We start from the raw sequence: 24,065 nt of genomic DNA on the forward strand, positions 1-24,065 counted from the left end.
GCTTTGCGTTCGGTGACGCGCATGTACCTCCGGCAATCAGAGCCAGTTGCCACGCCTTCGAGCTAGCAGCGAGGAGCAGTCGAGCTTCACGCACAGCCCTCAAGACGCCGCGGTAGCACGGCGTGTTGAGATGCAATGCGTGAGCGTTTCAACGCGACACATGTGCAGGCATCTATCTATCCGTATGGGTCGATCGTCGTGAACTGGCATCGGCGTAATCACAGGCAGTTTGCGGTCCTGGTCGGACACGTCGTGGTCATGGCCGCCCTTTGTACCTAGGAGATATGGTAAGGCTGTCGAGCTCAATGTCCGCGAAAACTGCTAGGGGGTAAGCGGCTAGCCAACTTTTGCGACCTCGCCGGCAGCGGAGCGGAAGAGCGTGCTCAATCATTCTAGAGGGTGAGAACGGCAAGCTGATGCGTGGTCTTTACCACGGCTATGAGGTGTTATTCCTTCAGAGCGTCACCGAACTCAGCTATGCGGCTCGCGTGGGGCGCAAGTTTCTTCAAACTGCACGCAATCACAGCAGCGAGCTCGCTGAGCAAGCGCTACCGTTCTTCACCGAGCTCTATGACATCGAGCGCTAGGCCGCAATTCTGGATTCCGATGTCTGTCACCTGCTTCGACATAGCCGAGCCAAGCGATAAGTACGGCCTGTCGTCGCCAAAAAGCGTCAGCATTTGCCAGCGCTTCAGGCTGTAGTCTAAGTATAACAACTAGGTCAAATCAGTTACGGTCATGCGCAATAGGCAGGGTCGACTGGTATTCGTGAGGTCATTGATGGCGAGGAAGCGTGGTGCTGCGATCATGAGCTCGATCCGCATGGCGCATGCTTAACGCGCGTGATCCGAACAGGAAGCTAAGAGATGGGTTAGCGCGATTGCTCACCCGTCGCGCCAACGACAGCTCGCAATTACTTCCGCATAATTGTGCGCCGACCCTTGGCTAAAGGTTGGTACCGAAAAGCGCGCAGAGAAGGAGTTAACGGCATACATCTACGACCTTAAGCCCGAGGGAGGAAGCCAGCGCTGTCGCCTCTCCAGGTGTCGCGCAGCAATCAACCCAGAAAGCGGTACCCGCAACCGCTATTGCATAGGGCAGGACATCGTTGCCGCATTCGTCCTGCTTGTAAATCACGACTTCCGCACCTGTCTCAAGGAACTCAATCATCTCAGCACGGCACTCCGGGAAAACCTTCGCAACGTGGTTAGCTTGGGCAACGGTAAGAGGCATGGGTAGCTCACAGGAATCAGACGATTCGGAAGGCGAATTTGGGTAGTCGACACGCTATCACAACGCGTCAGTTTGGCAAGCTCAAGGGTCCAATGACGACAGGCTGTCTAGATGCGTTGCCTAGGCGCTCACGCTAGGTAGCAACTAAACCTCGAAATTTGGTTACGCGAGGCCGCGTGGGAGTCTCGCGCGTCAAAGTAGTCATCCCCAATAGCGCTGTTGCCCGAATTCACGCAGACGGTGTAATGTCTCAATGCCATCGATTTGGGCATATTCGAACGGCTGCCCGTGCAAGTTCGTTAGATCAGCGGTTATGCGTGCGCCGTTTTCAAAGCGGTCGACGAGATACGGGCGCCGACGACCGTCGCCCCGAATCTCCCAGCGTGGTTCCGAAATGTCGTGCGCAAAAGCGTTTCTAATTTGGTAGACGAGTTCTGCGAAGTGCTCATCTTCGGTTGTTGGTGGGTTTCCATTCCGCGCGAGCAACTGGATATTACGTGCTGCTTCGAATTCCTCCCTGCATCGGTTAAGCGTAATCGCAGCAGCACCAAAGGCGACCGACAGTTGGTTGGCGCAGGCAATGTGTAGGTCATTGTCCGAATGGAAGAGCCGGTCAGGCAGAACCCAGATGCTTGATCCATCTACGATCGTCAGAGGCTGGTCAAGGTCGTCAAGAAGAAGCTTTCCCTGCTCGACATATTCGAGAAGCTTGGCGGCAAAGGCGAGTTGGGAGAACGCCGAATCTAGGAAGTTCATGACAGAGAAGGCAAGATAGGTGTGTAACCGACACCCCTTCAGGTTTTGTACAGTCCGCTACCTTGGACGCAGAAAATAAAAAGGCGGAGATCGCAATCTCCGCCTCATGAATAAGCCAAAACGCCTTTTGGGGTCAAGCGACAAGCGCTTCTAGCTCTTGGGTGACCTGCGGTTCGATTTCACGAGCTTCCTTCGCCAAGTTCACTTGCTTAGCGGACTTCGCAACCTCCAACAAGTCGCCGTCGATGCGGTAATCGCCTCGGTTATTCAGCCATCCGAGGATGTCAGACAGATGCCATACGGACGGGTTTCCTTCGTGCACCGGTGCTGGAAAATTTGTTGGGTTTGCGAGCATCAGCTTTCGCATATTTTGACGCGACATTCCTGCCACGTCTGCAACATCTGTGAGGCCTACAAAGTCTGGCGCAGCTTCGACCAGTCGGGCAGAGGGAATCGCCTGCTTGACGTTCTGAAGCGCCGAGAGAATCGCGCCCCATGCATTAGTCTCTTCTCTCGAAAACGCGAGCGCAATACGTCCGGGCTGTCCAATGCCAATGGTCGCATCGTCGCAACCGGCCTCGGCCAGACGCTCCACGAGCTGCTCGTGGTCGCAATCGTCTGGCGCCAGCTGGTATTTGAGTGTGAACACGTATTCCATGGTTACTCCAGCTTCTCTGAGTCGTCGCCACTACTGGCGTCATTTTTTCGATGAGATGTACAGTTGTCGACTACTCGTTTGAGTAGGTTCGCATGATTTCCAGCGCTGCGAGGCGTGCACCATACGCTTGTGATGCAGAACTCTCCACACCGACACTCTTTGTCATTGAAAGGGCAGTAGATGCGACCCCAAGCATGGCCATTTCCCTTTGCCGGTTCGACGCGCCAACCATTTTCCGTAACGTAGTCTAGGGCTTCCTCAATCTCTTTTTTGGGATGCTGTTGTTCATCAACGTTTGCAGTTTCGTATAGCAGACTCAGTTGTCAAGTGACAACCCAAGGTGTGCATCTGCAAGGCGCCAGTTCAGAGTTTGTGTAGCACCGGTTAATCACCTAAATATTACGGGTTTTTGCTGAAAATCTTCGGTTGATATGCGATAGATGGGTAATAATTACCTAATTGCGATGTTGACCTTCGCTGTTGGCAGTCGCCCGGGGTCGCATCACCGTTTCGTGGATCGCGTGCTCGTAAGCAGATGCGCAATAACGCTGATGCTGCTGAACTTGAACAGCAGTCGATCAAGCTCGGCGAGCGTGACGCACTCTCGCTTGCAGAACCGTTCTAACGCTTCTTCGACGGAGCGATAGGCTTGCGGATTTGACTGCAACTGCGAAGCCTTAAGGTTGTAGCCAAAGTGCTTGCTGAAAACACTCACGAGCCGAGTATCTAGCGCAACGACATCATCCGCTAAGCCGCATTCAATCATGAAATCAGACGCACTCTTCATCCCGAACAAGGTACAGCGACGCATGAGTTCATTCCTGATGTCCTGCGCTCCGTAGAATGCGTCGATACCATCCAACAAGACGACGCGCCGTCCGCGTACTACTTGCTTATTGCTTCGCAGCGCGAGTAGTGTGCTTGCAGCCTTAGCGGGAAAGCGCGTTGCACCATAACTGCGTAGAACGTACTCAAGGGAGTCGACCTCGTACTTATGTCTCTCGACCGCTCTAAGTGACGTGTCAGCCTGAAAGGCGGCGAGGCTTTTAGGGTTTTCCTGAAGCGATTCCATCCCGCGTGCAGAACCCATCACGCATACCTGTGACACAAGGCGTGCCCAAAGCGCATCACTGGTCATGTCCTGCCAAGCCCCAATCTTTGGCACCTTCGCGTGACGACTGAGTGAGCGGATGATGGTGGCGAGGCCGTCTCGTGCGATTGGGGATAGAGTCGTATGTACAACACCGTTTTTTATGACTGTTCGCATAGCGCTGTTGTCAGCAAGTCTTGGTCGAGCTATCGGCAGCGTCGAGAAAAGCTTTAGTCGCTGATCAAGCCTGCTATTTGCGGCGTCGCAGCTTGAGCCCCACGATCGTTGGCGCTTGTGGCGCAATGAATACAGCCGTAGTTTCGAAGAGCCTTTTAGCTTCTGCGATACGCTAGAGTCCTTATAATCAAACTGTTAAAGCTTGTAGGACACACTCCATGTGGCAAGGCCAGTTGCAAAACGTAGCGGTTCTACTGAAAGATGCAAATTGGCCCAATTGGCTTGCGATAGTCGGAACATCAAGTGCAATCAGTTCGGTGGTCGTATTGCTGATGCAGGGATTGAAGAACCGAGTTGACGCGAAGCGCAAGCGTCGAGATGCGGCCCTGGATGTTGCCGTTGCACTCGAGGGCTACGGACGCCTGTGTCGCGCCACTATGCATCGCGCTAACTGGGCGAAAGCTGAAGCGGAGCGTGCTGGAACGCTGCAGCCGACGCACACGGTTATGTTGCCAGAGTTCGTGTTCCCGGAGCGTGTGCAATGGTCTAGCCTGAGCCACAAAGTGGTTTCTCATCTTCGAGATTTTCCTGCGCGAATCCATGCCGCCCGCGAGGACCTGAGCCCGTTCTCTACCTACGCGTCACCAATATCGCTATGCGAAGAGGTCGAATTCGAAAGCGCTACGGCTGCACGGGACGCCTTGGAGTTGGCCAGAGAGACGCGACGGAAGCACGCGTGCGTCGCTTGGCGCCCCGGCGCGAAGGATGCAGATCTGAGCCGGGATTTGCAGGCAATCATCGCCGAATTACAAGAACGAGATAGTCGAACTCGGACGCATTCGCATCGCAGTAAGTCTTCATCGACTTTTCCAGTGACAACAAGTGGCGCTTCTGTTATCAGCCAGTAGCCCGCAATCGCAAGAAAAGGCTCCAATACCATGCCATATCAAAGTCCTGAAATCGCTGAACTTCTTACCCGACAACAACAAGTCGAACAACAGCTGATTGAGGCCAAAGAGCTCGAAACTCGACATGTATTGCGCGAAATTGTTCAAAAAATGCGTGAGTACGGCATCAGCTTAAATGAGCTGATGGGGCGAAAAGCGGATAGTCAGCCTGTGGGGGCCGTGGCTCAATATCGAGACCCACTCTGCGGCGCAACGTGGAGCGGTAGGGGACGCGCGCCTCATTGGATTGCAGGCAAAGACCGGGACATATTCCGGGTGGAGAAGCGCTAGAAGTCGCTACTCGCTGCCGGCAACAGTTCGCTTGGAACGTAACAAAGCCAAGAGCACGACCGAAGTGCTCAGTCGTTGATTGTGATTCCCGAACAGGTCGTTCGGAAATTACGAACAAGAACGTGCGCCCACGCCGAAATTCTTGGCGAGACTCTGACGCAACAGGCCGGCTCAATGATGTCTGGATTGCGGAGCAGACGCCCGTAACCCTTTGTGGGCGGGGGGTGCATCAGTCGACCCTTGCCTTAATCTTCGCGCCAGACATCCAAACGATGCGACAACTTTTAGATAATTCCCTCAAGGTGAAAAGGGTTTAAAGGCTGATTTCTGCAACGCTTTCTCAATCAAGTCACAAGATGATGTTTGCTATCCTTGCCGCTCCTATCGACCTAAGGAGCTGTCGTGCTACGTCACATCGTCATGTGGAAGCTGAAAGAGTTTGCCGAGGGCGCGACGCGCGCTGAGAATGCTGAGCGATTCAAAGCGAAGCTCGAAACCTGCCGCAGCATCGTCAACGGGCAGGGGCTCTTCGAAGTCGGAACCGCAAAGCCTGGTTTTAATTGCACCTACGACGTGGTGTTGGTCTCTGACTTCGATGACGTAGCTGCCTTGGAATCCTATCTTGCGCACCCCAAGCATCAAGCGCTTGCGGACTTTGCTGCTCCGATTCGTGAAGATCGACAAGTTCTCGACTACGAAGCTTAAAAGCTTCGCCTTATCGAAGAATCGCGCCGTGTTATCGGGAAGCTGACGACTTGAATTCGATTGTCACTCCACGAGTATTTTCGATACAATACGGCGCCCGTTCGGTTGTTTTTCTGTGATGCATTCGTCACGGTTCTTGAACTTTATCCCAAGACTGCTCCGATTGAGCTCCAAAAGTGAGCCGAGAGACCGAGCAGCCGGATCGCCGAGTAGCGGGATTGTCGGCAACGATCGGTAGGTTGAACCGGATGGGCACCACAAATCAAACGACGCTCTTCGGCTCGTTCCTCGAAGTTGGCTCCAAGCAGGACCTCTGCGCGTTCCTTGGTCTTTCTGAGAGCAAGCTGAACTTCCTTCTCTACAAGCTCACGTCTGCGGAGCGTTATAAGACCGAAGTCATCAAGAAGCGGAATGGCTCACCGCGGACGCTACGCATCCCAATCGCGCCACTTAAGAAGATTCAGAAAGTGATTGCGGGGGAGTTGTCGAATCTGTATCGGCCGCGACAGCACGTCTATGGATATGTGAAAGGCAAAAGCATCATCCAGAATGCTCAAGTGCATTTAGCGCAGAGATGGGTGGCCCGCATCGATCTCAAAGATTTTTTCCCGTCGATCAACTTCGGACGAACGCATGGAGTGTTCAAGGGCCACCCATTTCACTTCAATGACGAAGTCGCGACTCTGCTTGCCCAGATTGCTACGGACCAGAACGAACTGCCGCAAGGTGCGCCTACGTCGCCCATCATCTCGAACTTCATTTGCCGAAGTTTAGATTTGGAGCTCAAACAGATGGCAAAGGAGCATCGCTGTTTCTACACGCGATACGCCGACGACCTTATTTTCTCGACCAATCTAAAGCGTCTCAGCCCTCAGATTTGTGTGCCTGCGGCGCCGGAAGGCGTATCCGTCCAAGCTCACGTGGGTGACGGTCTCCGAGCAATCATTGAAAAGCAAGGCTTTTCAGTCAACGACATCAAGACGCGGATCTTCGATCGAAGTGGCCGGCAGCAAGTCACAGGTATCACAGTTAACGAGAAGCTCAATGTGAGTCGGGAATACATCCGCGGTCTCCGCAGTGTCTTGCACGTGTGGAGCAAGCATGGCGAGCCGCATGCTGCGGCTTGGTTCTTCTCGAACGAGTACCATCGCAATCGTCCGGGCTGGAGGCCTGACCCTCCAGACTTTCGTGAGGTCATACGTGGAAAGCTCGGCTTTGTTCGTTCTGTAAAGGGCGCCGAAGACACTACGTATTTGACCCTGGCAAGGAAACTGTCATTGCTTGATGACAATTTCAAACTGAGTCAAGCCGAGCAGCAACAGGCGGAGTCACCTCGTCTGATGGTCTACACGGAAGGCGTGACTGACGCCATGCATCTGCGCCATGCCCTGCATCAGTTCAAAGCGGACGGCCTGTTCACCGATTTAAACATCGATTGGGCTGACCATACTGACCGTGCGACCGGAGAAGGAAAGCTATGGCAGACCTGTCTGAGCGATGCGAAACGAGAAGAATTCCGACACCAGACCCAGATTTTCCTGTTCGACCGCGACAGCGACTTCGCGAAGAAGGCGGAAAGTAAGCCAGGAAAGCTGAAGCATCATGGGAACAACGTTTATTCTTTCTGTCTGCCTGTGCCGGCGCACAGGGTTGATCGGACACAGATATGCATCGAACATCTGTACCACGATGAGTTCCTTTTTCAGAAAGACACTCAAGGAAGAAGGTTGTTTGCGCGAGAAGAGTTTGAACAGGACGGAAATCATGTGCGCCATGAAGACGTTTTCTGTCGATACTCGAAAGCGACGCTCATAGTCGACTCGAACGTGTCAGGAATCGGCTCATTGCGCGGGAAGCCCGTCGTCTTGAGTAAAAAGCAGTTCGCGGACTATGTTGAACAGGCAGTAGCACCATTTCAGTCGCCTTCACTGGATGGATTCCAAGGAGTGTTCGAAGTCCTGCAGCAGTTCGTGCATAATCAAATCCAAGGTGATGCATAGTACTGGACGTTATCACTCGAGCGACTTGCTTGATTGCATCCAAAAACGTCGATTAGAGCCCAGCAAATCTCTGGTGATCGTTCGAGCCGCCCTTTATTTCTTACAGCGTTTTCTGCGCTGCTATCGCATCGCGCGATGCCCATAAAGGCGTTAAGCGATAGTACGGTCTAATACGACATTACTGCTTTTCAATAATCTCTATCTTTAACTCACATTAATGTGACGGCGACTTGTCAAATCAGAAATCGTCGCGCAAGAGTTATTGTCCACCTCGCAACAGTGCGTTGTCGCATTAAGAGTACAGTAGCGCCGTGCTAAGCCGTTAAGAAGTATTAGCCGCGTGAGGCTTAGCCCTTGTGCAAACAGTCATGCTTCTCGACGCACCGAGCGGATCGACTCGAAGCGTTGCGCGTGATGTTCTAAGCCAAGGCATCAAGAAAACAATAAGAGTGTTGACCATGAAATTTCTGCAAAAGATGAGAGTTTGGACCCAACTGATGTTTGGGTTCTCAATAGTTATCGCCATGCTCGTCAGTCTTGGGGTCTTTAGTCTTATAGAGGTCCATGCTGAGAATGATCACGTTGCTCAGATGCGGGATAGATGGCTGCCTGCAGTGCGCAGTACTCTGCAGATTCAAGCCGGAATGCGCGACATCCGTCTTGGTGAGTTTCGGATTGTCACGGCTCAAACACCAGATGAGGTCGCAGAGGGCGACCGACGGATTGACATCGGTATTGCAAACTATGACAAGGCACGCGTCGAATATGAGAAGTTGATGTCGACTGTTGACGAGAAGGCCCAGTACGCCGACTTGCAGGCGCTCATGTCGAAATATTTGGCGACCGACCGAGACGTGCGCGCGATGGCCAGAGGCGGTAAGTCCGCTGAAGCGATGACCTTGGTACGGAGTCAAGTGACGCTTCGCGATGAATTAGATAAAAACATTGCATCTATCGTCGCTCTTAACACCTCGGGAGCGACGGCAGTTGGGATCGCGGCGGAGGCGTCCTACTCTAGATCCATTGTCATGTCCATTTTGTTGATTTTGGCGGCAACCATGGTCGCAATGATTGTAGCCTCAGTCATCGCACGCGGGCTGGGAGCGCAGCTTGGAGGTGAACCCACCGATGCTGCGAGGATTGCGCATGCTATAGCGATTGGTGAGCTGGGTACCGCGGTAAGCCTCAAAGGTGGGGATCAGAGCAGTCTGATGTATTCCCTCAGCGCTATGAAAGAGCAACTGACGATAATTGTTCGCGGTATTCAGACGTCCAGTGAATCCATCTCGGTCGCAGCAGGTCAACTGGCGCAAGGGAATACAGATTTGTCGCAGCGGACCGAAGAGCAGGCAGCCTCGCTCGAAGAGACTGCGTCGAGTATGGAAGAGTTAACGAGCACCGTTCGCCACAATGCGGACAACGCGAAGCAAGCATCGACCCTTGCAGGGACTGCTACGGCAATCGCTGAGCGTGGAGGCGAGGTTGTGGGACGCGTGGTTGACACGATGCAAGGAATCTCAAGCAGTTCGGCCAAAATGGCTGAAATTATCAGTGTGATCGAGGGCATCGCATTTCAGACCAACATACTTGCACTGAACGCTGCAGTTGAGGCCGCTCGTGCTGGCGAGCAGGGCCGCGGTTTCGCAGTCGTCGCGGGAGAGGTTCGAACGCTCGCTCAACGAAGCGCCTCCGCCGCGCGTGAGATCAAAGATCTCATCAGTGAATCGGTCAGTCGCGTGCAAACCGGGTCCGAACTTGTTCAGGAAGCCGGAAGCACGATGCACGAAATCGTAGATTCGGTGAAGCGCGTGATGGATATCGTAGGCGAGATCTCCTCGGCATCCGAAGAACAGAGCACTGGAATCGAGCAAGTCAACACTGCTGTCAGTCAGATGGATGAAGTGACTCAACAGAATGCTGCCTTGGTAGAAGAGGCCGCCGCTGCCACGCAGGCGATGGCTCAACAAGCCCGCGACCTGCAAGACGCGGTAGCGATCTTCAAAGTGGCCGATTCCGCGCGTCCGGCATCTGTGCCGATGCCTGCGCGAAGCGCGGTCCGTTCAGTACATTTGAAAAAAATTTCCGCTACAGCTAAAGGTCAAAGTCCGTCCGCAACAAATTTCATTCATCGAAGCGAGCGAGTTGCGGCGGCAGCAGATGCGGATGCATGGCAATCATTCTGAGTCAAACTATTAAATGAACGAAGCTGACAAGGTTTTGAGTGAGATGGCGATGGTTGTTTCCTCCAACACTAAATCGCTTAGCAGACTTGGCGCACGGAGCGTGGTGCTGGAGAAATTCGTCGAAGCAGTTCTTCCTCAACTAACGTGGTTGCAGCGCTCTGAAGTCACCCACAAGTTCCGTGAAGGGGTCGAAGACGTTCTCTCGTTTATGGACGACGTAACCCTACCTGGTGAGTACCATTCAGCGCTCTTGCAACTGGTAAATGAACTGCTCGAAAAGCTCGAGCGGGGCTGCGACGTGCAGGGATAGTCGGTAAACGAGCGGGGGCCAATGCTGGTGTGCAATCGCGGTGCCTTCAAGGTCAACGCTCAAGCACAAACTTGCCCGTGATAGGCGCTGCGTCCAAGGCTTTTTGATCAGACGAAGAGTGTTGGACCGCAAGCGCCTTTCGATTTTTGGAAGCCCTTATGTCCACTCAGAACGCCGAGTTCGTCGCTCGGTCTAGTCCTATTTACGTCTCAGCGCTCCGGCGCTTGCTGAACGATCCCACAGGAAACTTTTGGGAAGGCGTTCGCTCTGCACTATCGGTGTTAGCAATCCTAGCCGCAATTGGGACAAGCACCTTCCTTGCTCTGAAGCAGACCGCTGAGCAAGATATCGCCATGACTGCGCTCCAATCGTCGAGTCGGCTGAAACGCGATCTCGATCGGTTCCAACAGTTGATGCTGGAAGAGCACGGAGACCTTTATACGCTGATTGGCACCAAGCCGTTCTATCACAGGCAAGATTATAGGTTCCATCTGGACGAGTTACTTGCGTTGTTAAAGGACGCACGCGCCGCATGTAGTGGTCGAATCGGGTGTCAGCCACAACTGGCTGATTTGGAGGGAATGCTGCACCTTAACGCTCAGCGAAGCAACGAGTTGGGCGAGGTGATCCGAGACCATCCTGATGGTGTCAGGCTTGGCGACTCCTCGCTGAGCGAGATAGACGCATGCTTCTACAGCATGATGCAGCATGTCGTTGCGGCCCGTGTTCAGGCAGATATATCAGTGGACTTTGTCATAGCTGAGTCCGCTAACAGTGTCAAATGGGTGTCGGCGGTTCTTCTCGCTTGCGGTTTCATTGCGGCTGTACTGCTTCTCATCGTCATGCGTCGCAGTGCTCGGTTCGCACAGGACCTCAGAGTAGCGTTGGCGTCGGCGGATTTAGCAAAGAACGAGCTTTACCAATCGAAGCAAACGCTCGAATTCGTGCTCGACCACGTTCCGCAAGGCATCGCCTGGAAGGACGTGGGTCATCGTTACGTCGGTGGGAATCAGATTTTTGCAGCAGACGCCGGGTTACCAGACAAGCAAAAGCTTGTTGGGCTCACTGATTTCGATTTGCGATGGGGCGATGATCCGAGCGCGGCGCAGGAAGAGGATAGGCGCGTGATGGCAGGTGAACTCTCTTGCGCGTACGTAGAGCGTCGAGCTTTCGGTGCCGACGGTCAGGAAGTGTGGATTTCAGAGACAAAAGTACCTCTGGAGGACCAAAGCGGCGAGATTGTCGGAGTTCTTAGAGCCTACGAACACATCACTCAGCGGCGCAAGGTAGAGATCGCGCTGCGATTGCAAGGTCGAGCCTTAGAAGCGAGCATTAACGGAATTATTATCTCGGAGGTCCGTGGTGACCGGCATATTGTCATTTTCGCGAATCAAGCCTTTGAGCAAATGACGGGATATAGCGAAAACGATGTGCTCGATGCTGATTGTGAGCAGTTGTTCGCGCTTGATGGTCAACCAGATAACTGGGAAGTAGTTCGGAACGCACTTGCCACCAAAAGTGAAGCGAACACGACCCTGCGAAGCAAACGAAAAGACGGCCAACTTTACTGGAACCACGTATTTGTAGCGCCCGTTCGTGACGAGAACAATTGTGTCACACACCACGTTGGCGTCATGACGGACGTGACTGCGCTCGTCGACTACCGGGAGCGCTTAGAGCACCAGGCAAAGTACGACTCGCTGACGGGTCTACCCAATCGCACAAGTTTGGATGAGTCGCTGGAAAGCGCCATCTTGCGGGCAAAAACCACTGGTAAGCAGGTGTGGCTATTTTTCCTTGATCTTGACAGATTCAAGGAAGTGAACGATTCACTGGGGCATCGCGTGGGCGATGCGCTGCTAAAACTCGTTGCAAACAGACTGCGTGGCCTTGTTCGACCTTCGGATCTTGTCGCTCGATACGGCGGCGACGAGTTCATCATGGTCATTGAGCGCTCCGGCGCGCATGAAGTGGTCTCATTGCTCGAGCAAATCGTTGCCGCGATGGAAGAGCCTTTTGATCTAGAGGAGCGAGAACTTTATGTCGAAGCAAGCATTGGCATCAGCTCTTATCCGAAAGACGGACTTGACTCCGACACGCTTCTCCGAAATGCAGATGCTGCGATGTATTCTGCCAAAGCAAGCGGCCGTAACGGGTACCAGTTCTATCGACCTGAGTTCAATATCGCTGCCGCGGAGCGTTTGCGGATGTCTACCAATCTCCGCCGCGCGGTGAAGGCTCAAGGATTACGCGTGGTTTATCAGCCGCAGGTCGACATGCTCACCGGACTGGTAATTGGCGCGGAAGCGCTGGTGCGCTGGGATGACGAAGAGCTGGGAAGTGTGTCGCCGGCGGTGTTCATCCCTGTAGCTGAAGAAACGGGCTTGATTGAAAGCATCGGAGAATGGGTTCTCCGCACAGCGTGCTACCAAGCCAAAAGCTGGTTAGACGAAGGGCTGCGAGCAATAAGGATCTCGGTGAACGTGTCTCCCCGGCAGCTCGAGCGTTCGAACATCGTCGATGTTGTGCGAAATGCGTTGCATGATGCCTGTTTGCCTGCCAGCAGTCTTGAGCTTGAAGTTACGGAGGGAGCGCTCATGCGCAACGTTGAAGATGTAGCGAAAACGCTTTGCGAGCTCCGGTCATTGGGTGTGAGGATCGCCATCGACGATTTTGGCACCGGCTATTCGAGCTTGAGCTATCTCAAAAAATTTAGTGTTGACCGCATCAAGATTGACCGGGCCTTTGTGCGAGAAGTGGGCATGGACGAGGGGTCTGAGGCCCTAGCCCTTGCGGTCATTGGAATCGCCAACGCGCTTAAGTTCGAGGTTCTCGCAGAAGGGGTCGAGCAGGATGTTCACAGAAGCTTCTTGGTCAGCCATGGTTGTACTGCGGCACAAGGGTTTTTGTTCAGCGCGCCAACCTCTCCTCTGAAAGTGGCCGAAATGTTGGGAGGCCGGAAGGGAGAAAAGGTCTGCGAGCAGAAACTGATAGACGCGGCAGCACGATAGAAAAAAGGGGCAGTGACCTGTCTCACCGCTTCCGCTGGCTTTTGCGCTGAGCCGAGAGTATCCGCTTGCAAATTATTGCGGCCGGAGTCGGCCATGGGACTAAACCGCTCGCGCGGTATGTGCTCCGTTCAAAGTAATTGGTTGGGAAAGGGTAAAGCCGTCCGGTTTCCTATGTTGAGTGATGAGGCGATCCGCCTCGTTACCCAGGAGGAACCTGGCCATGACATCTCCCACCCAAATTACCAGTCCGTTGCGTCAGCGCATGATGGACGACATGCGCATGCGCCGCCTCGCACCAACCACGCACGCCAATTATCTTCGTGTGGTACGAGCGTTCACCGTCTTCCTCGGACGTTCGCCCGACACTGCCACCGTAGAAGACTTGCGTCACTATCAACTGCTTCTGGTTGATCACAGCGTGTCGCCAGTTTCTTTGAACGCCGCGATCACCGGCCTGAAGTTCTTCTTCGGTACGATGCTCGCTCAAGAAGCGTCGATGGCGAAGATGCGTCCGATTTATCGTAAGCGGTCAGTGAAGCACGTCCTGCCCGCCAACTTGACCTATCGATTTTTTTCTAAAAGGACCTTGCCCAGTCTCCAAGGAAGTAGAGCTTCGTAATCCTCTGCGGTCTTCGCGAGCGGCAGAGCCTTGAACAGGTCGACAAGATACGCGTAGATATCGATGCGATTCGCGACGCAGGTCTGGACGAGTGAATACAGGTTTGCCGAGGCCTTTGCACCTCCTACGGTGTCCGAAAAAAGCCATGCCTTTCTCCCCAGGACAAACGGGCGGATCATGTTCTCACATAAATTATTGTCAACGGGCCATGCCGGATTCTCGACGTAACGGATCAGCTTGGGCCACTGTCCCGCCGTGTAGTTCAAGGCCTTGCCCAGCAGCCCTGTGGGCGCGGTTGTTTCCAGGTACTCATCGAGCAGGGTCCTGATCTTCGTGAGCACCGCACGGCTATAGCGGCGGCGCAGGCGCGCTCGCCAGTGCGGTTTCTTGTTGGCATGCGATTCGGCCGCATAGAGCTTGCCGATCAGGTAGATAAACTGGGTGGACGGCTGATGGCGGCCACGGGCATCTTTGGGCAATGCCGCCTCGGCTTCCACAAAATACCTCCTGCAGTGCGCCCAGCAACCAAGATGCACGAGTGCATTAGCCTTCGCGATCGTGTCATACGGTTTGTACCCGTCGGTCATCAGCACGGCGCCATGGCGCATGCCGGCCCACACGTCCGCACCAAGCTGTTGGGAGCGCCCCGGCGCATAGGTAAACAGGCGCACGGGTGGACCACTGCCGTTCATCTGGACCCAGACGTAACTCTTTGTCTGCGGTGCGCGCCCTGGCTCCTTGAGAACCTGCACGGTGGTTTCGTCGCCGAACCCGATCTCGCTGTCGAGCATCACATCACGCATCAGGTTGATGACGGGCTGTACCGAATGTCCCAGGCGCACTACGCTTGCAGCCAGCGTGTTTCGCGAGATGTCGCCGCCAAAGCGGCGCAGCAGCGCAGCGATCCGGTACAGCGGCAGGCCGTCGATATACTTCGAGACGACGAACCACGCCAGCGCCGCTTCGGTGAACAGGCCCCTGGGGATGATGCGTGCTCGCGCCGGCGTCACCTTCATGCCCTGGTCGCACTGCTGGCATGCGTACTTCACGCGCTCGTGACGGATCACCTGAACCTGCTGCGGGATGATGTCCAGCTGTTCGCTGACCTCGACGCCGATCTCCACGAGCACACTGCCGTCGTTCTGGCACACCCGTTCTTCTTCAGTGAGCTCGTAACGGATCACCTTGCGTGGCAATGCCGGGTCCAGCGGCTTGCGCCCGGGCTTGCCGCGCTTGTGGCCTGCCACCGACGTACTGTCTGTGTCGTCTTCCTGGGCGGGTAACGTGGCGGTCGTCGGAGCCAGCGCTTCCGCTTCATTGAGGAACAGGTCCCGCTGGGCCTCGCTGCGTGCTTCGCTCTTCGCCCCGAACAGCCGTCGCTCGAATGCCTTCAGCTGTTCCTTGAGCAAATCACGCTCGACCTTCGTGACCCGCAGTTCGCCACGCAGCGCGTCGCGCTCGGCGAGCATCGCATCGCGTTCGGCGATGAGGGCAGCGAGTTCTGCGGCGGTGATCAAAATGCGGTTCATGCCACAACCATACCGGCTTGCGCTGCGAAATGGGTTTACGTCACCGCGCAAATTGTTGTGCGCGCGCCGCGCTCGCGCGACAGCGATACATCCTCCTCAGCTCACGCGTGCATAGTATCGCGCCGGGTGCTTGCGCATCGCTGTCAGATCAATGCCCTCCAGCAGCCAATGCAGTTGCTCGACGCTCAGTTCCAGTACTGGTTCGCTGCGCGGCCAGGCAAAGCGGTCAGCCTCCAGGCGGCGCAGCATCAACCAGAACCCGTTACGCTCCCATAGCAGAAGCTTCAGGCGATCGGCACGCCGGTTGCGGAACACGTAGACCGCCCGTGCGAACGGATCGAGTCCCAGTGCCTGCTCCACGATCGTCGAAAGGCCCGTAATGCCCTTGCGGAAATCGACGGCATCGCGGTGAACGTAAACCTTCAGATCAGCGTCGAACCGGAACATGGCACCTTCCCAGCGTCTCGATCATCGTCATCACCAGGCTTGAATCGTCGCCGGCACATTCAAGGATGAGCTTGACACCGTTAGGCAGTTCGGCAATCAGTTGCGACGGCAGCGTGACGCGTTGCGCCTGCCGTGCGAGCGCAACCGGTGCCGCATGAGCCTCGCATGCCGTAACATCGGCATGTCCCGGCTGAACAACCGGGATGAACGTCGGCATTGCCTTGGCCACGCCGTTCGGCGCCCCCTCACTGGTAGCATCGCTTTGATACTGACGAATCCATTTACGCAACAGGTTGGCGTTCAGGCCGTATTCCAGCGCCATCCCGGCGACGGACACCCCTGGTCGCAGACAGGCCAGCACCAGCTCACGCTTGGCCTGTTCGTCAAAGCAACGGCGCTTGCCATCACGCTCAAAGCCCCTTACCAGCCGCTCCTTCAGATTCCTGTCCTCTGCCATGGGTAGTGTCCACTTGAAAGTTGAAGTGGACACCAGCATCGCCTATCACTCATCGCGCGGGAAGGACGCCGACAACGGACCGCTTACGATTTATCTACCGCGTACCTTGCCGGTAATACTCAGCCGCGAAGAAGTTGGGCGGCTGATCGCGGCGGCAACCAACCTGAAGCATCAACGGCGCTGGCGCTCGCCTACGGAACGGGATTACGCGCCGGCGAGGTAACAGCCCTGAAGGTCGGTGACATCGATAGCGAGCGTATGACGCTGCGCGTTGAAAGGGAGCTCATAGGGGACGCTTGCGCCTACGACTCCCGGCAGGCAGTCCGGTGCTAGTCGGCCCGGCATATAGCAACGCGCAGCAGCGTCGCTGATGCGATCGCGGTTGCCGAAGCTCTGATTTGCCCGCGTTTATATCCGCCGTGCCGTCAATGAGACTGAACGAATCGCCATAGCGGTGAAAGGTTCAGACCAGTTCGGGGCACTCCGCGGTTTCCTCCCTTGGGGCTTGTAGGACGCCCTGCCCGCTGGGGTTTGGGAGAGTTGACGTGCCGATGGATCAGGGCAGGCGTCCTACAACCCTAAAAAGAAACGGCCGTTCATCTGTTTCGCCGGTCGGACACTTGGGTGTCCGCTTTGCATCCGGAACGGCCATCGGATTTTCAAAAGACGAAACGTTTTCATCGCTCGAAGTGAAACCCTGCTTGCAGTCCATCAAGTAGGTTCGGCAACAAGGGCTTTGATCGCAGACATCGCTGCGGAAGTGGTAATCTTTGCCCCTTGCACAGTCAACAAAGTCCGGGGAAAAATTGAGAAACGTGCTTCCGTCGTCTATTCAGATATACACCGATCGCATTCAAGCTGCCATTCAAAGTTGGCCAGTCGAGGTCGCCATGGATCACGCCATTAAGTGGGTCCTACAGTTTGACGTTGCCGATTACCCGTTAGCTGTCAGAATCATAGAGAATTTGGATGTGCTCGGCTCTCCGCAGATTAGATCCGCCTTAGAAGTGGCTCACGCAAAGCTACAGAGGCGAATTTCGGAGAAGGGGGTAGCTGTCAAAGGAAATAATACACTCTACGCTGGAATTGGAAATGCAGCGAAAAGCGGAGCGCTGATTTCATACCACTATAGGGTTACGGCTGACATCCCCGAAGATGACTTTTATTTTGGTGACGACGAGGACAAACTAGATCTTTCGAATATTGACAACATCGTACTAGTCGATGACGTCATTGGAACCGGAAAAACCATTGGCAAAGAGGTAAAAAAGGTGGCGGAGGAGGTGCATTCGTTGGTGAAACCGCGCCAGATATTTGTGCTGACAGTGGCGGGATACGAAGACGGCATCCAGCATGTCACGGAGGACTCGGGAGCATCTGTCGTGACAGCGTTGGAATATAGTTCTAGAGATACAGTCACCAATATGGATGCCGCAATCTATGCGGGGCTTCCAATGTCGGAGCGTGAAGCTATGCTAGAACGAATTCGACGGTACTGTCGCAGCATATCGACATCGGAACTTGGTTTCGGCGGTGTAGGCGGCCTACTGGTATTTGATCATAATACTCCAAATACCACGCTACCGATTATCTGGCATCGGGGCAGGGGTTGGCTTCCCCTGTTCCCTCGGTCAACGCGCATACCTGGATCGGCAAAGATACTAAAAAGTGCTGAAGCGGAGCGGGGTAAGGATGATAATGAGCGGCCCGCTGCGGGAGGTAACATTGGACGAGACGAAGTCGAGATTACGTTGTTCGTAGAGGGGAAGGTCGATGAATTGTTTATCGATTTCATGCGTCAAGATCGAGGTTTAGCGAGCAAGCTTGAGGTCAAGGATGTTCGGTCCGTAGCGTTGGGCGGACTGTATCAATCAGACCGACTGCTAGCGCTTCTACGCGCGAGCAAAAAGGAGGCAATATTCGTTCTTGATGATGATGATCCTTCACGACGAGCCTCGGCTCGACTAGCAGCGCTTGAGGGCGTCCAGGTGATGTATTTGAAGCCGACGTTTGTCGGGATGCTGAATATCAGCAAAATTTATGAAAATCGCGACCGATTTCCGGGTCTGCCCGAACAAACCGGCTTCGTCGACGATTCCCGCTGGCTACACCAAGTCGAAATGGCTCTACTAAAGCGTGGGCCAATCGGAGCAAACGCAGAGCGAATTTTCCAGATTATTTCCGAATTCCTTGACGTCACGAAGTATGACGATTTTGTTAACGACCTGAAAAAGAATGTGGATATGGTGCTTGGAGTGACCTAGGATCGAGAAGCATTGCCGACCTTACAACTAAGGCCTCCGCGAAAGGTCGCACCGGTGAAAAGGTAGTCGCATGCTTCGAGTGCATTGCACGCGAGCGACAACTAGACGTTTCCGCTCGCAGGCAGGTAGTAAAGCCGCTTGCGAGCCCTTCCAAACGTGGAAAGTTCGACGATTGTCTCAATTTCTGTAGATACAAATGTCGCTTATGGCGACACGATCAGATGCTAAAAATCCACGTCAGCAGCATGATCCCAAGCCGATTGTTCATGCTCTCCGAAGGCATTCATGTCCTCGGTTGATGTCATCGCTGCCGCGTAGGTCCCATCGGCTGCATAGGTCAGGATCACCGGCAATTCGGTATCGTGTAGATACGCTCGCGCAGGTTCGCGCCCATCAGACCAAACATGATCAATGAACAAATCGATGAGGATGAGGGCGTCCTCTTACCGGAATGCAATTCCCGCCCCTAATCGGTATTTTTAGCTTCCTGCCTTGTGAGGTGAAAATACAGGCACTGCTCCAGCGCCTGAGTAAAATCGATACGCTTCACCCCGCTTGCCAAAAGCACCATGTGCCGTAAAGTTGCGCAGCTCGTGTCGGATTTCGCTTAATTTATCGAAATGGCGGCGATATCGACTACATGGGCCAGTCGATCAAGGGCGTGCCGACGCATGAACTGCTTAAGCGCGGTCTCGCGATGGTGCCGGAAGGCCGCGGCATCTTCGCGCGCATGTCGATGCTCGAAAACATGCAGACAGGCGCGTATCTGCGCAACGATACCGACGGCATCCAGAAGAACACGGAGCGCATGTTCGGCTTCTTCCCGCGTCTGAAGGAGCGGGCCTCGCAGTACGCGGGCACGTTGTCGGGCGGTAAGCAGCAGATGCTGGCGATGGCGCGCGCGCTGTTGTCGCGTCCGAAGCTGCTGCTGCTCAACGAACCGTCGATGGGTCTCTCGCCGATCATGGTCGAGAAGATCTTCGAGGTGGTGCGGGAGATTTCGAAGGAAGGGCTGACGGTGCTGCTGGTGGAGCAGAACGCGCGTCTGGCGTTGCAGGCGGCCAATCGCGGTTATGTGATGGATTCGGGCACGGTCACCATGACCGGCGACGCGAAGACCATGCTGGATGATCCGAAGGTGAGAGCGGCGTATCTGGACGAATAGAGAGTCGCTTCGGGCGCGCAGCGCAATGTGCGGATGCAACGTTTGCGAGGTCGCGTCTGCCGACCTGCTGAAGGACCCGTACCGCCGATTAAGGATGGGTGACCAAGTTGCCCGCAGATTGCTCGTGCGTCTTCGTACGATTCGTGCCGACCAGCATACCTGTGGATCGCGGCTCTGAGCCACTGTTGACGCGAAAAGTGCATGTGGCGCGATGTCGTGAGCATTGATGCGCCACCGTAGGATTTATTCCTTGCAATGTGTCACCGTGCTCATGACCTGGGTTTCCGGTCGCCTATGGCATAGTCGATTGAAAGCAAGCCCGGACCCCATGCGACGATTCCGAGTGCCATTGCAGCCCATGTGATGTGGATTGGCCAACCTTCCGGCACTGTCAGCTCAATTATGCACGTCATCAAGAGAATGCCAAGAGCAGCGAAGCGAGTGCCAACCCCCAAAACCAGCAAAACAGGAAATCCGACTTCACCGCATGCAGAGAGAAACGCGAAGAGGGCTGGTACGGGAAACGGATAAGGACCTCCAGGCAAATGAATCTTGAATTCATCGGTGAAGAGATCTATTGCAGTGTCGTTTAATTGCAAGAAGCCATGCCATTTAAGCATTCCCGATTTCCAGAACGGGACTGCTAACGCGACTCGCAGTATGAATTGAACCAACCACGGCTGTGCGAGCGAGGCCACCGCGTGGGTCGCTCTGCCATAAATTCTCACAAGCGGAGTTGTTGGCAGGGAGCCATTGGCTGAGTGTTCGTGTGTCATGTGTGATCTCCAATTCGCATCGCGGTGAAAGCGCCTGCCGAAATGACGCCGTTGAGATTCGCAGGAAGGTCGAAGGCGGGTGAGTCGTTAAGTGCGGCGGCAACAGAGTCGCCAAGCGACTCACCATTGAAAAGCTGCGATATGAACGTCGCCCCCCCAGGCGGCAGTCGCGTTACGGTGACATCGAAGTCTGGACGAGTAATGAGCGCGTCTTCAGGCTCGCTTGCGTCTAGGTGCGTTATGGGTTCATCGCTGCGGTTCATCGCGAAGATTGAAACCGCGGAAAAAGAGGAGCGGACAATATGTGATGCTGGATGTCGGATGAAGCGAAGGGACGTCAACGCTGCCGCTTCGACGCTAGCGAACGCGTGCGTCTCGAGTACAGGGAGGTCTTCCGCGTGGTACGCGTCGAGCCATGCTCGTTCGATCCGCGCAACATCAGCAAGCCACGGCATGAAGCGAGCATATTCGTAAGATTCGATGAAGTCCGGAAAATCTTGTCCATATTCGAACAGCAATGGAGACTTGGGCGGCGTTGCGCGGAGGTGGAAGCGTGCCATTGCACGGAAGAACTCATTTCCAGTAATTCGCTGCACAGCAGGGAATACGGCAGCAAGCGCCTCAATTAAACTAACCGCGACATTATTGCGATAGATGTTATATCGCATATCTACGTCATTGCCGAACGGTACGACGAGCCCCTCAGGCGTTTCAAACGCAGGATTAATGAGTCCGCGAGCAAATTGCTGAGCGTACGGCTGTGCGGATTGCGGTTCGAAATTCACGAGAACGCAACTCCCTCAGTGCGGGCCTGTGGGGTCTGGGCCATGACGCTTCGGGCGCGCCGTGCCTCTTTAACAAGAACCGGCCAATCTGGCAAGTGGCTATCCCATTCAATGAGTGTTGGTACGGCTCCGATTCGCAAGAGCGTCTTTGCGTAGAGATCCCAAACAGGATCGGAAACCTTGCGATCGTGGCTATCAATGAGACGAAGGGTATTCTCGTGGTCACGTTGCTCAGCATGTCCCGCCAAGTGAATCTCTCCGACATAGTCAATCGGGAACTCAGAGAGATATTCAGTTGCTGAATACCCTTGATTGACCGCGGATACGAAAGCGTTGTTGATATCAAGTAGCATGCCGCATCCGGTGCGTTGCGCGACTGCTCGAAGAAAGTCAGTCTCACTCATCGTGGATGAAGCGAAGCACAGGTAGGTTGACGGATTCTCAAGGAGGATTTGACGCTTCAACACCTGTTGAACGTGGTCAACGTGGTCGCACACGGTGTTTAATGTGGCTACCGAATACGGTAACGGCAGAAGGTCGTTAAAGTAGGTGCCCGCATGCGTAGACCAAGCGAGATGTTCGGAAACAAGTGCGGGTTCGTACCGTTCGACCACTCCCGCAAGTCTTTCGAGATGACTCGCGCAAAGAGGCTCTGCGCCGCCAATGGACATGCACACGCCATGAATCGAGATCGGATGGTCTCGTCGAATGCTTGACAGCATCTGATGGCTCGGACCACCTGCACCCATGTAATTCTCGGCATGGACTTCAAAGAAAAGTCTATGCGGTCGACTTTCCGTGATCGCAGCGAAGTGCTCGTGCTTAAAGCTGACGCCAGACATTGAAGACAAAGTAAGCATGGCCGATTTCGATGAAAGCCTCCGCACGCGCCACAACGGCGCGGAGGCATCATCCTCTCCTGCTGACGTTTTAGGTTAGGACTTCACGGGGGAAAGCGAGCCGTGACCGCCGCTTGGGGTTTGGATACTCGCGCACGTACCACCCTGCACGAACTTCCACGAATTGCCTTGGAAATCAACCGTTGAAGTTCCTTGGCACGTAGTTCCCGGGCCCGCGGCGCAGTCGTTCATTCCCTTGAGGGCCACGCCATAGCATTTCTCTTTGTGAGCAGCAGTGGCAGCGCTTACCTCCGCCTTTGTCAGAGGCGCAGCATGAGCGACCGATGCCATTAGGCTCGCAACGGCGCCTGCCAAGAGAGCGGTCGTGACAGAAGTCTTCGAAGACATTGGGATTCTCCAGTGGGTTATCTAGACGGTACCTGTTGGAGGTACGCTAGTTAATTCGCACTGGACGGTGGCACGGTTACACCTCATCGAAAATATTTTGGTCAAGCTGTCTCGCGGTCCTAAATCCGCGGCTGCGCCCAGCGTATGATCGCTGACGGGTTGTTATGTGCTGCATCAGGCTCAACTTCGATATGCAACTCCTTCACCGTGCTAGCTCGTAAAATTGCGTGTCGAGCGTGTAGAGTCCTGACGGTTTGGGAAGATCGACGGGATTACATCCATTGAGCGATTACAAATGGAATGTCGTACGGTCACGTAGTACAGCGCTGCGCCTGTGTGCGCGGGATGTCTGCGGAATTTTTCGCTTTTTTGAACTGTCACATTTGACGCAAGAGCGTGCATGCGCGAGGATCGGCGCTGTCCTTTGCTTCTTGAGCACATTCGCTAGGGTTATTTCGATTGTTTAAAGAGGACCGAGGATACTCTTAAAGCGGACCTCGGATTCCTCTAGAGATTTGAGCCATTAGGCGTCAACATTACAGCAGAATACTCGTGGACGAAATCGGGAAAGAAGGGTACGCATGAGCGCATTAGACCTCGAGGTTGTCTCTTGGATGATTCAAGACTCCTTAAAGACAGCCTCAAGTCGATTTAAGTTGGCGGTGAGCGTCGCGGTTTGTGATCGTCGAGGGTTTCTAATCGGTTTCGCACGAGATCGTGAAGCAAAAATCAGCACGATCGATTCGGCGCAGAGAAAGGCTTTCACCGCGGTTCAACTGGGGAGCAGTACGTTAGACCGTATAGAAGCCTGGAAGCGTAATGACGCTCGAAACCTTGGTTACTACGATTTCTTGTTAAGTTCTATCCCGGGCGGCGCGCCTGTGCGGGACAGCGGCGGGGCCATCATCGGCGGCATAGGGGTAAGCAGCGACCTTTCTGCGTCGGATGATCAAAAAATTGCGGATCTATCCGCAGAGGTTCTCTCAAATATCGTCTCCGGTACTCAACAGCTCGATGTCCAAGTGCGGTTTGACAGCAAAGGTGGGGCGCAAGTTTAGTAGCTGGGGTCTATCGGAGTACGCAAAGAATCTACTCTCAGGTTCGTCAGCTAGCATTGGCGACCTTTAACGCTGACTCCCCGGTCAGCGTTTTTTTTTGTCCGCTTCGCTGTTCATTGGCAGTCGAGTAGCGAAGCCAGCGTCTAACAGCGAAAGATGGTGCATGCTCCGGAGCGGCATACCCCGCAGGAAGCGACGCATCGGAGTGCTTTCAGCAAGTTCTTGTCGTGGTCTGTCGTGGTCTGTCGTGGCAATACAGGCAATCAGTGCCACGACTTTGGCAGTGGGCAGGTGATGAGTTGTTAGCGCTCGCGCTGCGGTTCTAGATGTCCAGTTGCCAAGACATTTAGGAACGTG

General features: G+C 54.6%; 23 protein-coding genes and 2 pseudogenes. 13 read left to right on the forward strand and 12 right to left on the reverse strand.

The features are described from left to right. Window positions 1-347 precede the first annotated feature (347 nt). A complete protein-coding gene (locus tag LY284_RS28935; RefSeq protein ID WP_075583636.1) occupies window positions 348-587 on the forward strand; it encodes a transposase in 240 nt (79 codons plus the stop codon). An 847-nt stretch (window positions 588-1,434) separates the two neighbouring features. Here LY284_RS28935 and LY284_RS28940 read toward each other — a convergent pair. From LY284_RS28940 to LY284_RS28955, 4 genes are all read right to left on the reverse strand, one after another. Continuing rightward, complete coding sequence (locus LY284_RS28940; protein WP_008348819.1) at window positions 1,435-1,989, reverse strand: hypothetical protein; 555 nt, start codon at window positions 1,987-1,989, stop codon at window positions 1,435-1,437. 133 nt (window positions 1,990-2,122) lie between these two features. Further along, entirely contained in the window at window positions 2,123-2,647 is a 525-nt protein-coding gene (locus LY284_RS28945) for an AlpA family transcriptional regulator (RefSeq protein WP_008348818.1), read from the reverse strand. A gap of 2 nt (window positions 2,648-2,649) precedes the next feature. Then, window positions 2,650-2,961, reverse strand: coding sequence for a hypothetical protein (locus LY284_RS28950; protein ID WP_083909448.1), 312 nt, complete (start codon window positions 2,959-2,961; stop codon window positions 2,650-2,652). 188 nt (window positions 2,962-3,149) lie between these two features. Further along, window positions 3,150-3,785: a hypothetical protein gene (locus LY284_RS28955; protein WP_233389611.1), complete on the reverse strand. Its 636-nt coding sequence runs from the start codon at window positions 3,783-3,785 to the stop codon at window positions 3,150-3,152. A gap of 347 nt (window positions 3,786-4,132) precedes the next feature. Here LY284_RS28955 and LY284_RS28960 point away from each other — a divergent pair, with 347 nt between their 5' ends. The 8 genes from LY284_RS28960 (at window position 4,133) to LY284_RS29000 (ending at window position 13,980) form a co-directional block, all read left to right on the forward strand. Further along, the gene (locus LY284_RS28960; protein WP_233389613.1) at window positions 4,133-4,822 is read left to right on the forward strand and encodes a hypothetical protein; all 690 of its coding nucleotides are present in this window, start codon (window positions 4,133-4,135) and stop codon (window positions 4,820-4,822) included. 30 nt (window positions 4,823-4,852) lie between these two features. Beyond that, the gene (locus tag LY284_RS28965; RefSeq protein ID WP_008348816.1) at window positions 4,853-5,152 is read left to right on the forward strand and encodes an H-NS histone family protein; all 300 of its coding nucleotides are present in this window, start codon (window positions 4,853-4,855) and stop codon (window positions 5,150-5,152) included. Window positions 5,153-5,554: 402 nt separating this feature from the next. Next, on the forward strand, window positions 5,555-5,857 hold the full coding sequence (locus LY284_RS28970) for a Dabb family protein (protein ID WP_008348813.1): 303 nt from the start codon (window positions 5,555-5,557) through the stop codon (window positions 5,855-5,857). 176 nt (window positions 5,858-6,033) lie between these two features. Further along, window positions 6,034-7,857 (forward strand): reverse transcriptase domain-containing protein, encoded by a 1,824-nt coding sequence (locus LY284_RS28975; RefSeq protein ID WP_233389615.1) that lies wholly within the window; start codon window positions 6,034-6,036, stop codon window positions 7,855-7,857. 368 nt (window positions 7,858-8,225) lie between these two features. Then, window positions 8,226-10,040, forward strand: coding sequence for a methyl-accepting chemotaxis protein (locus tag LY284_RS38985; RefSeq protein ID WP_304503017.1), 1,815 nt, complete (start codon window positions 8,226-8,228; stop codon window positions 10,038-10,040). Between the two features lie 13 nt (window positions 10,041-10,053). Beyond that, window positions 10,054-10,350, forward strand: a complete 297-nt coding sequence (locus LY284_RS28990) for a hypothetical protein (protein ID WP_008348807.1) — start codon at window positions 10,054-10,056, stop codon at window positions 10,348-10,350. A 158-nt stretch (window positions 10,351-10,508) separates the two neighbouring features. Next, window positions 10,509-13,361, forward strand: coding sequence for a bifunctional diguanylate cyclase/phosphodiesterase (locus tag LY284_RS28995; RefSeq protein ID WP_008348805.1), 2,853 nt, complete (start codon window positions 10,509-10,511; stop codon window positions 13,359-13,361). 220 nt (window positions 13,362-13,581) lie between these two features. Continuing rightward, window positions 13,582-13,980, forward strand: a complete 399-nt coding sequence (locus LY284_RS29000) for a phage integrase N-terminal SAM-like domain-containing protein (protein ID WP_309243219.1) — start codon at window positions 13,582-13,584, stop codon at window positions 13,978-13,980. Here the strand turns inward: LY284_RS29000 and LY284_RS29005 are convergent. The 3 genes from LY284_RS29005 to LY284_RS29015 all read right to left on the reverse strand — a co-directional run bounded on the left by LY284_RS29005 (window position 13,923) and on the right by LY284_RS29015 (window position 16,452). Further along, window positions 13,923-15,509: an IS66 family transposase gene (locus LY284_RS29005; protein ID WP_060734303.1), complete on the reverse strand. Its 1,587-nt coding sequence runs from the start codon at window positions 15,507-15,509 to the stop codon at window positions 13,923-13,925. The genes LY284_RS29000 and LY284_RS29005 overlap by 58 nt on opposite strands. 96 nt (window positions 15,510-15,605) lie before the next feature. Beyond that, window positions 15,606-15,956 carry an IS66 family insertion sequence element accessory protein TnpB gene (tnpB, locus tag LY284_RS29010; RefSeq protein ID WP_012250655.1) on the reverse strand — a complete coding sequence of 117 codons (351 nt, stop codon included), beginning with the start codon at window positions 15,954-15,956 and terminating at the stop codon, window positions 15,606-15,608. Then, window positions 15,937-16,452, reverse strand: coding sequence for a transposase (locus LY284_RS29015; RefSeq protein WP_080443120.1), 516 nt, complete (start codon window positions 16,450-16,452; stop codon window positions 15,937-15,939). Before LY284_RS29015 ends, tnpB begins: the two co-directional genes overlap by 20 nt. A gap of 49 nt (window positions 16,453-16,501) precedes the next feature. On the opposite strand from LY284_RS29015, the pseudogene LY284_RS29020 reads away from it, so the two are divergent. Together LY284_RS29020 and LY284_RS29025 are read left to right on the forward strand one after the other, a co-directional pair. After that, a pseudogene (locus LY284_RS29020) lies at window positions 16,502-16,692 on the forward strand (tyrosine-type recombinase/integrase); the annotation flags it as partial. A gap of 611 nt (window positions 16,693-17,303) precedes the next feature. Beyond that, window positions 17,304-18,677: a phosphoribosyltransferase gene (locus tag LY284_RS29025; RefSeq protein ID WP_008348801.1), complete on the forward strand. Its 1,374-nt coding sequence runs from the start codon at window positions 17,304-17,306 to the stop codon at window positions 18,675-18,677. Window positions 18,678-18,901: 224 nt separating this feature from the next. On the opposite strand, the gene LY284_RS38830 is transcribed toward LY284_RS29025, so the two are convergent. Next, window positions 18,902-19,024: a hypothetical protein gene (locus LY284_RS38830; RefSeq protein WP_255727874.1), complete on the reverse strand. Its 123-nt coding sequence runs from the start codon at window positions 19,022-19,024 to the stop codon at window positions 18,902-18,904. 272 nt (window positions 19,025-19,296) lie between these two features. Here LY284_RS38830 and LY284_RS29030 point away from each other — a divergent pair. After that, window positions 19,297-19,842, forward strand: a pseudogene (locus LY284_RS29030) (ABC transporter ATP-binding protein); the annotation flags it as partial. Between the two features lie 269 nt (window positions 19,843-20,111). Here LY284_RS29030 and LY284_RS29035 read toward each other — a convergent pair. From LY284_RS29035 to LY284_RS29050, 4 genes are all read right to left on the reverse strand, one after another. Continuing rightward, window positions 20,112-20,618 (reverse strand): DoxX family protein, encoded by a 507-nt coding sequence (locus tag LY284_RS29035; protein ID WP_083909441.1) that lies wholly within the window; start codon window positions 20,616-20,618, stop codon window positions 20,112-20,114. Then, window positions 20,615-21,403: a DNA-binding domain-containing protein gene (locus tag LY284_RS29040; protein ID WP_008348796.1), complete on the reverse strand. Its 789-nt coding sequence runs from the start codon at window positions 21,401-21,403 to the stop codon at window positions 20,615-20,617. The genes LY284_RS29035 and LY284_RS29040 overlap by 4 nt, the downstream gene beginning before the upstream one ends. Then, the gene (locus LY284_RS29045) at window positions 21,400-22,263 is read right to left on the reverse strand and encodes a DUF692 domain-containing protein (protein ID WP_008348794.1); all 864 of its coding nucleotides are present in this window, start codon (window positions 22,261-22,263) and stop codon (window positions 21,400-21,402) included. Before LY284_RS29045 ends, LY284_RS29040 begins: the two co-directional genes overlap by 4 nt. Before the next feature lie 75 nt (window positions 22,264-22,338). Then, window positions 22,339-22,650 carry a DUF2282 domain-containing protein gene (locus LY284_RS29050; RefSeq protein ID WP_008348792.1) on the reverse strand — a complete coding sequence of 104 codons (312 nt, stop codon included), beginning with the start codon at window positions 22,648-22,650 and terminating at the stop codon, window positions 22,339-22,341. Between the two features lie 581 nt (window positions 22,651-23,231). Between LY284_RS29050 and LY284_RS29055 the strand changes: the two genes are divergently transcribed. After that, window positions 23,232-23,708, forward strand: coding sequence for a heme-binding protein (locus LY284_RS29055; RefSeq protein WP_008348789.1), 477 nt, complete (start codon window positions 23,232-23,234; stop codon window positions 23,706-23,708). Window positions 23,709-24,065: the final 357 nt, after the last annotated feature.

It is taken from the genome of Caballeronia sp. PC1, from assembly GCF_021353155.1.
GTDB lineage: Bacteria > Pseudomonadota > Gammaproteobacteria > Burkholderiales > Burkholderiaceae > Caballeronia > Caballeronia cordobensis.

Bases quoted from the DNA above. Each gene is read 5' to 3' on its own strand.
- LY284_RS28995 (WP_008348805.1), top strand. From the start codon at position 10,509: ATGTCCACTCAGAACGCCGAGTTCGTCGCTCGGTCTAGTCCTATTTAC.
- LY284_RS29055 (WP_008348789.1), top strand. From the start codon at position 23,232: ATGAGCGCATTAGACCTCGAGGTTGTCTCTTGGATGATTCAAGACTCC.
- LY284_RS28965 (WP_008348816.1), top strand. From the start codon at position 4,853: ATGCCATATCAAAGTCCTGAAATCGCTGAACTTCTTACCCGACAACAA.
- tnpB (WP_012250655.1), bottom strand. From the start codon at position 15,956: ATGTTCCGGTTCGACGCTGATCTGAAGGTTTACGTTCACCGCGATGCC.
- LY284_RS29050 (WP_008348792.1), bottom strand. From the start codon at position 22,650: ATGTCTTCGAAGACTTCTGTCACGACCGCTCTCTTGGCAGGCGCCGTT.
- LY284_RS28990 (WP_008348807.1), top strand. From the start codon at position 10,054: ATGAACGAAGCTGACAAGGTTTTGAGTGAGATGGCGATGGTTGTTTCC.
- LY284_RS29035 (WP_083909441.1), bottom strand. From the start codon at position 20,618: ATGACACACGAACACTCAGCCAATGGCTCCCTGCCAACAACTCCGCTT.
- LY284_RS28945 (WP_008348818.1), bottom strand. From the start codon at position 2,647: ATGGAATACGTGTTCACACTCAAATACCAGCTGGCGCCAGACGATTGC.
- LY284_RS29025 (WP_008348801.1), top strand. From the start codon at position 17,304: ATGGATCACGCCATTAAGTGGGTCCTACAGTTTGACGTTGCCGATTAC.
- LY284_RS29000 (WP_309243219.1), top strand. From the start codon at position 13,582: ATGACATCTCCCACCCAAATTACCAGTCCGTTGCGTCAGCGCATGATG.
- LY284_RS38985 (WP_304503017.1), top strand. From the start codon at position 8,226: ATGCTTCTCGACGCACCGAGCGGATCGACTCGAAGCGTTGCGCGTGAT.
- LY284_RS28955 (WP_233389611.1), bottom strand. From the start codon at position 3,785: ATGACCAGTGATGCGCTTTGGGCACGCCTTGTGTCACAGGTATGCGTG.
- LY284_RS28960 (WP_233389613.1), top strand. From the start codon at position 4,133: ATGTGGCAAGGCCAGTTGCAAAACGTAGCGGTTCTACTGAAAGATGCA.
- LY284_RS28940 (WP_008348819.1), bottom strand. From the start codon at position 1,989: ATGAACTTCCTAGATTCGGCGTTCTCCCAACTCGCCTTTGCCGCCAAG.
- LY284_RS29045 (WP_008348794.1), bottom strand. From the start codon at position 22,263: ATGCTTACTTTGTCTTCAATGTCTGGCGTCAGCTTTAAGCACGAGCAC.
- LY284_RS29005 (WP_060734303.1), bottom strand. From the start codon at position 15,509: ATGAACCGCATTTTGATCACCGCCGCAGAACTCGCTGCCCTCATCGCC.
- LY284_RS29015 (WP_080443120.1), bottom strand. From the start codon at position 16,452: ATGCTGGTGTCCACTTCAACTTTCAAGTGGACACTACCCATGGCAGAG.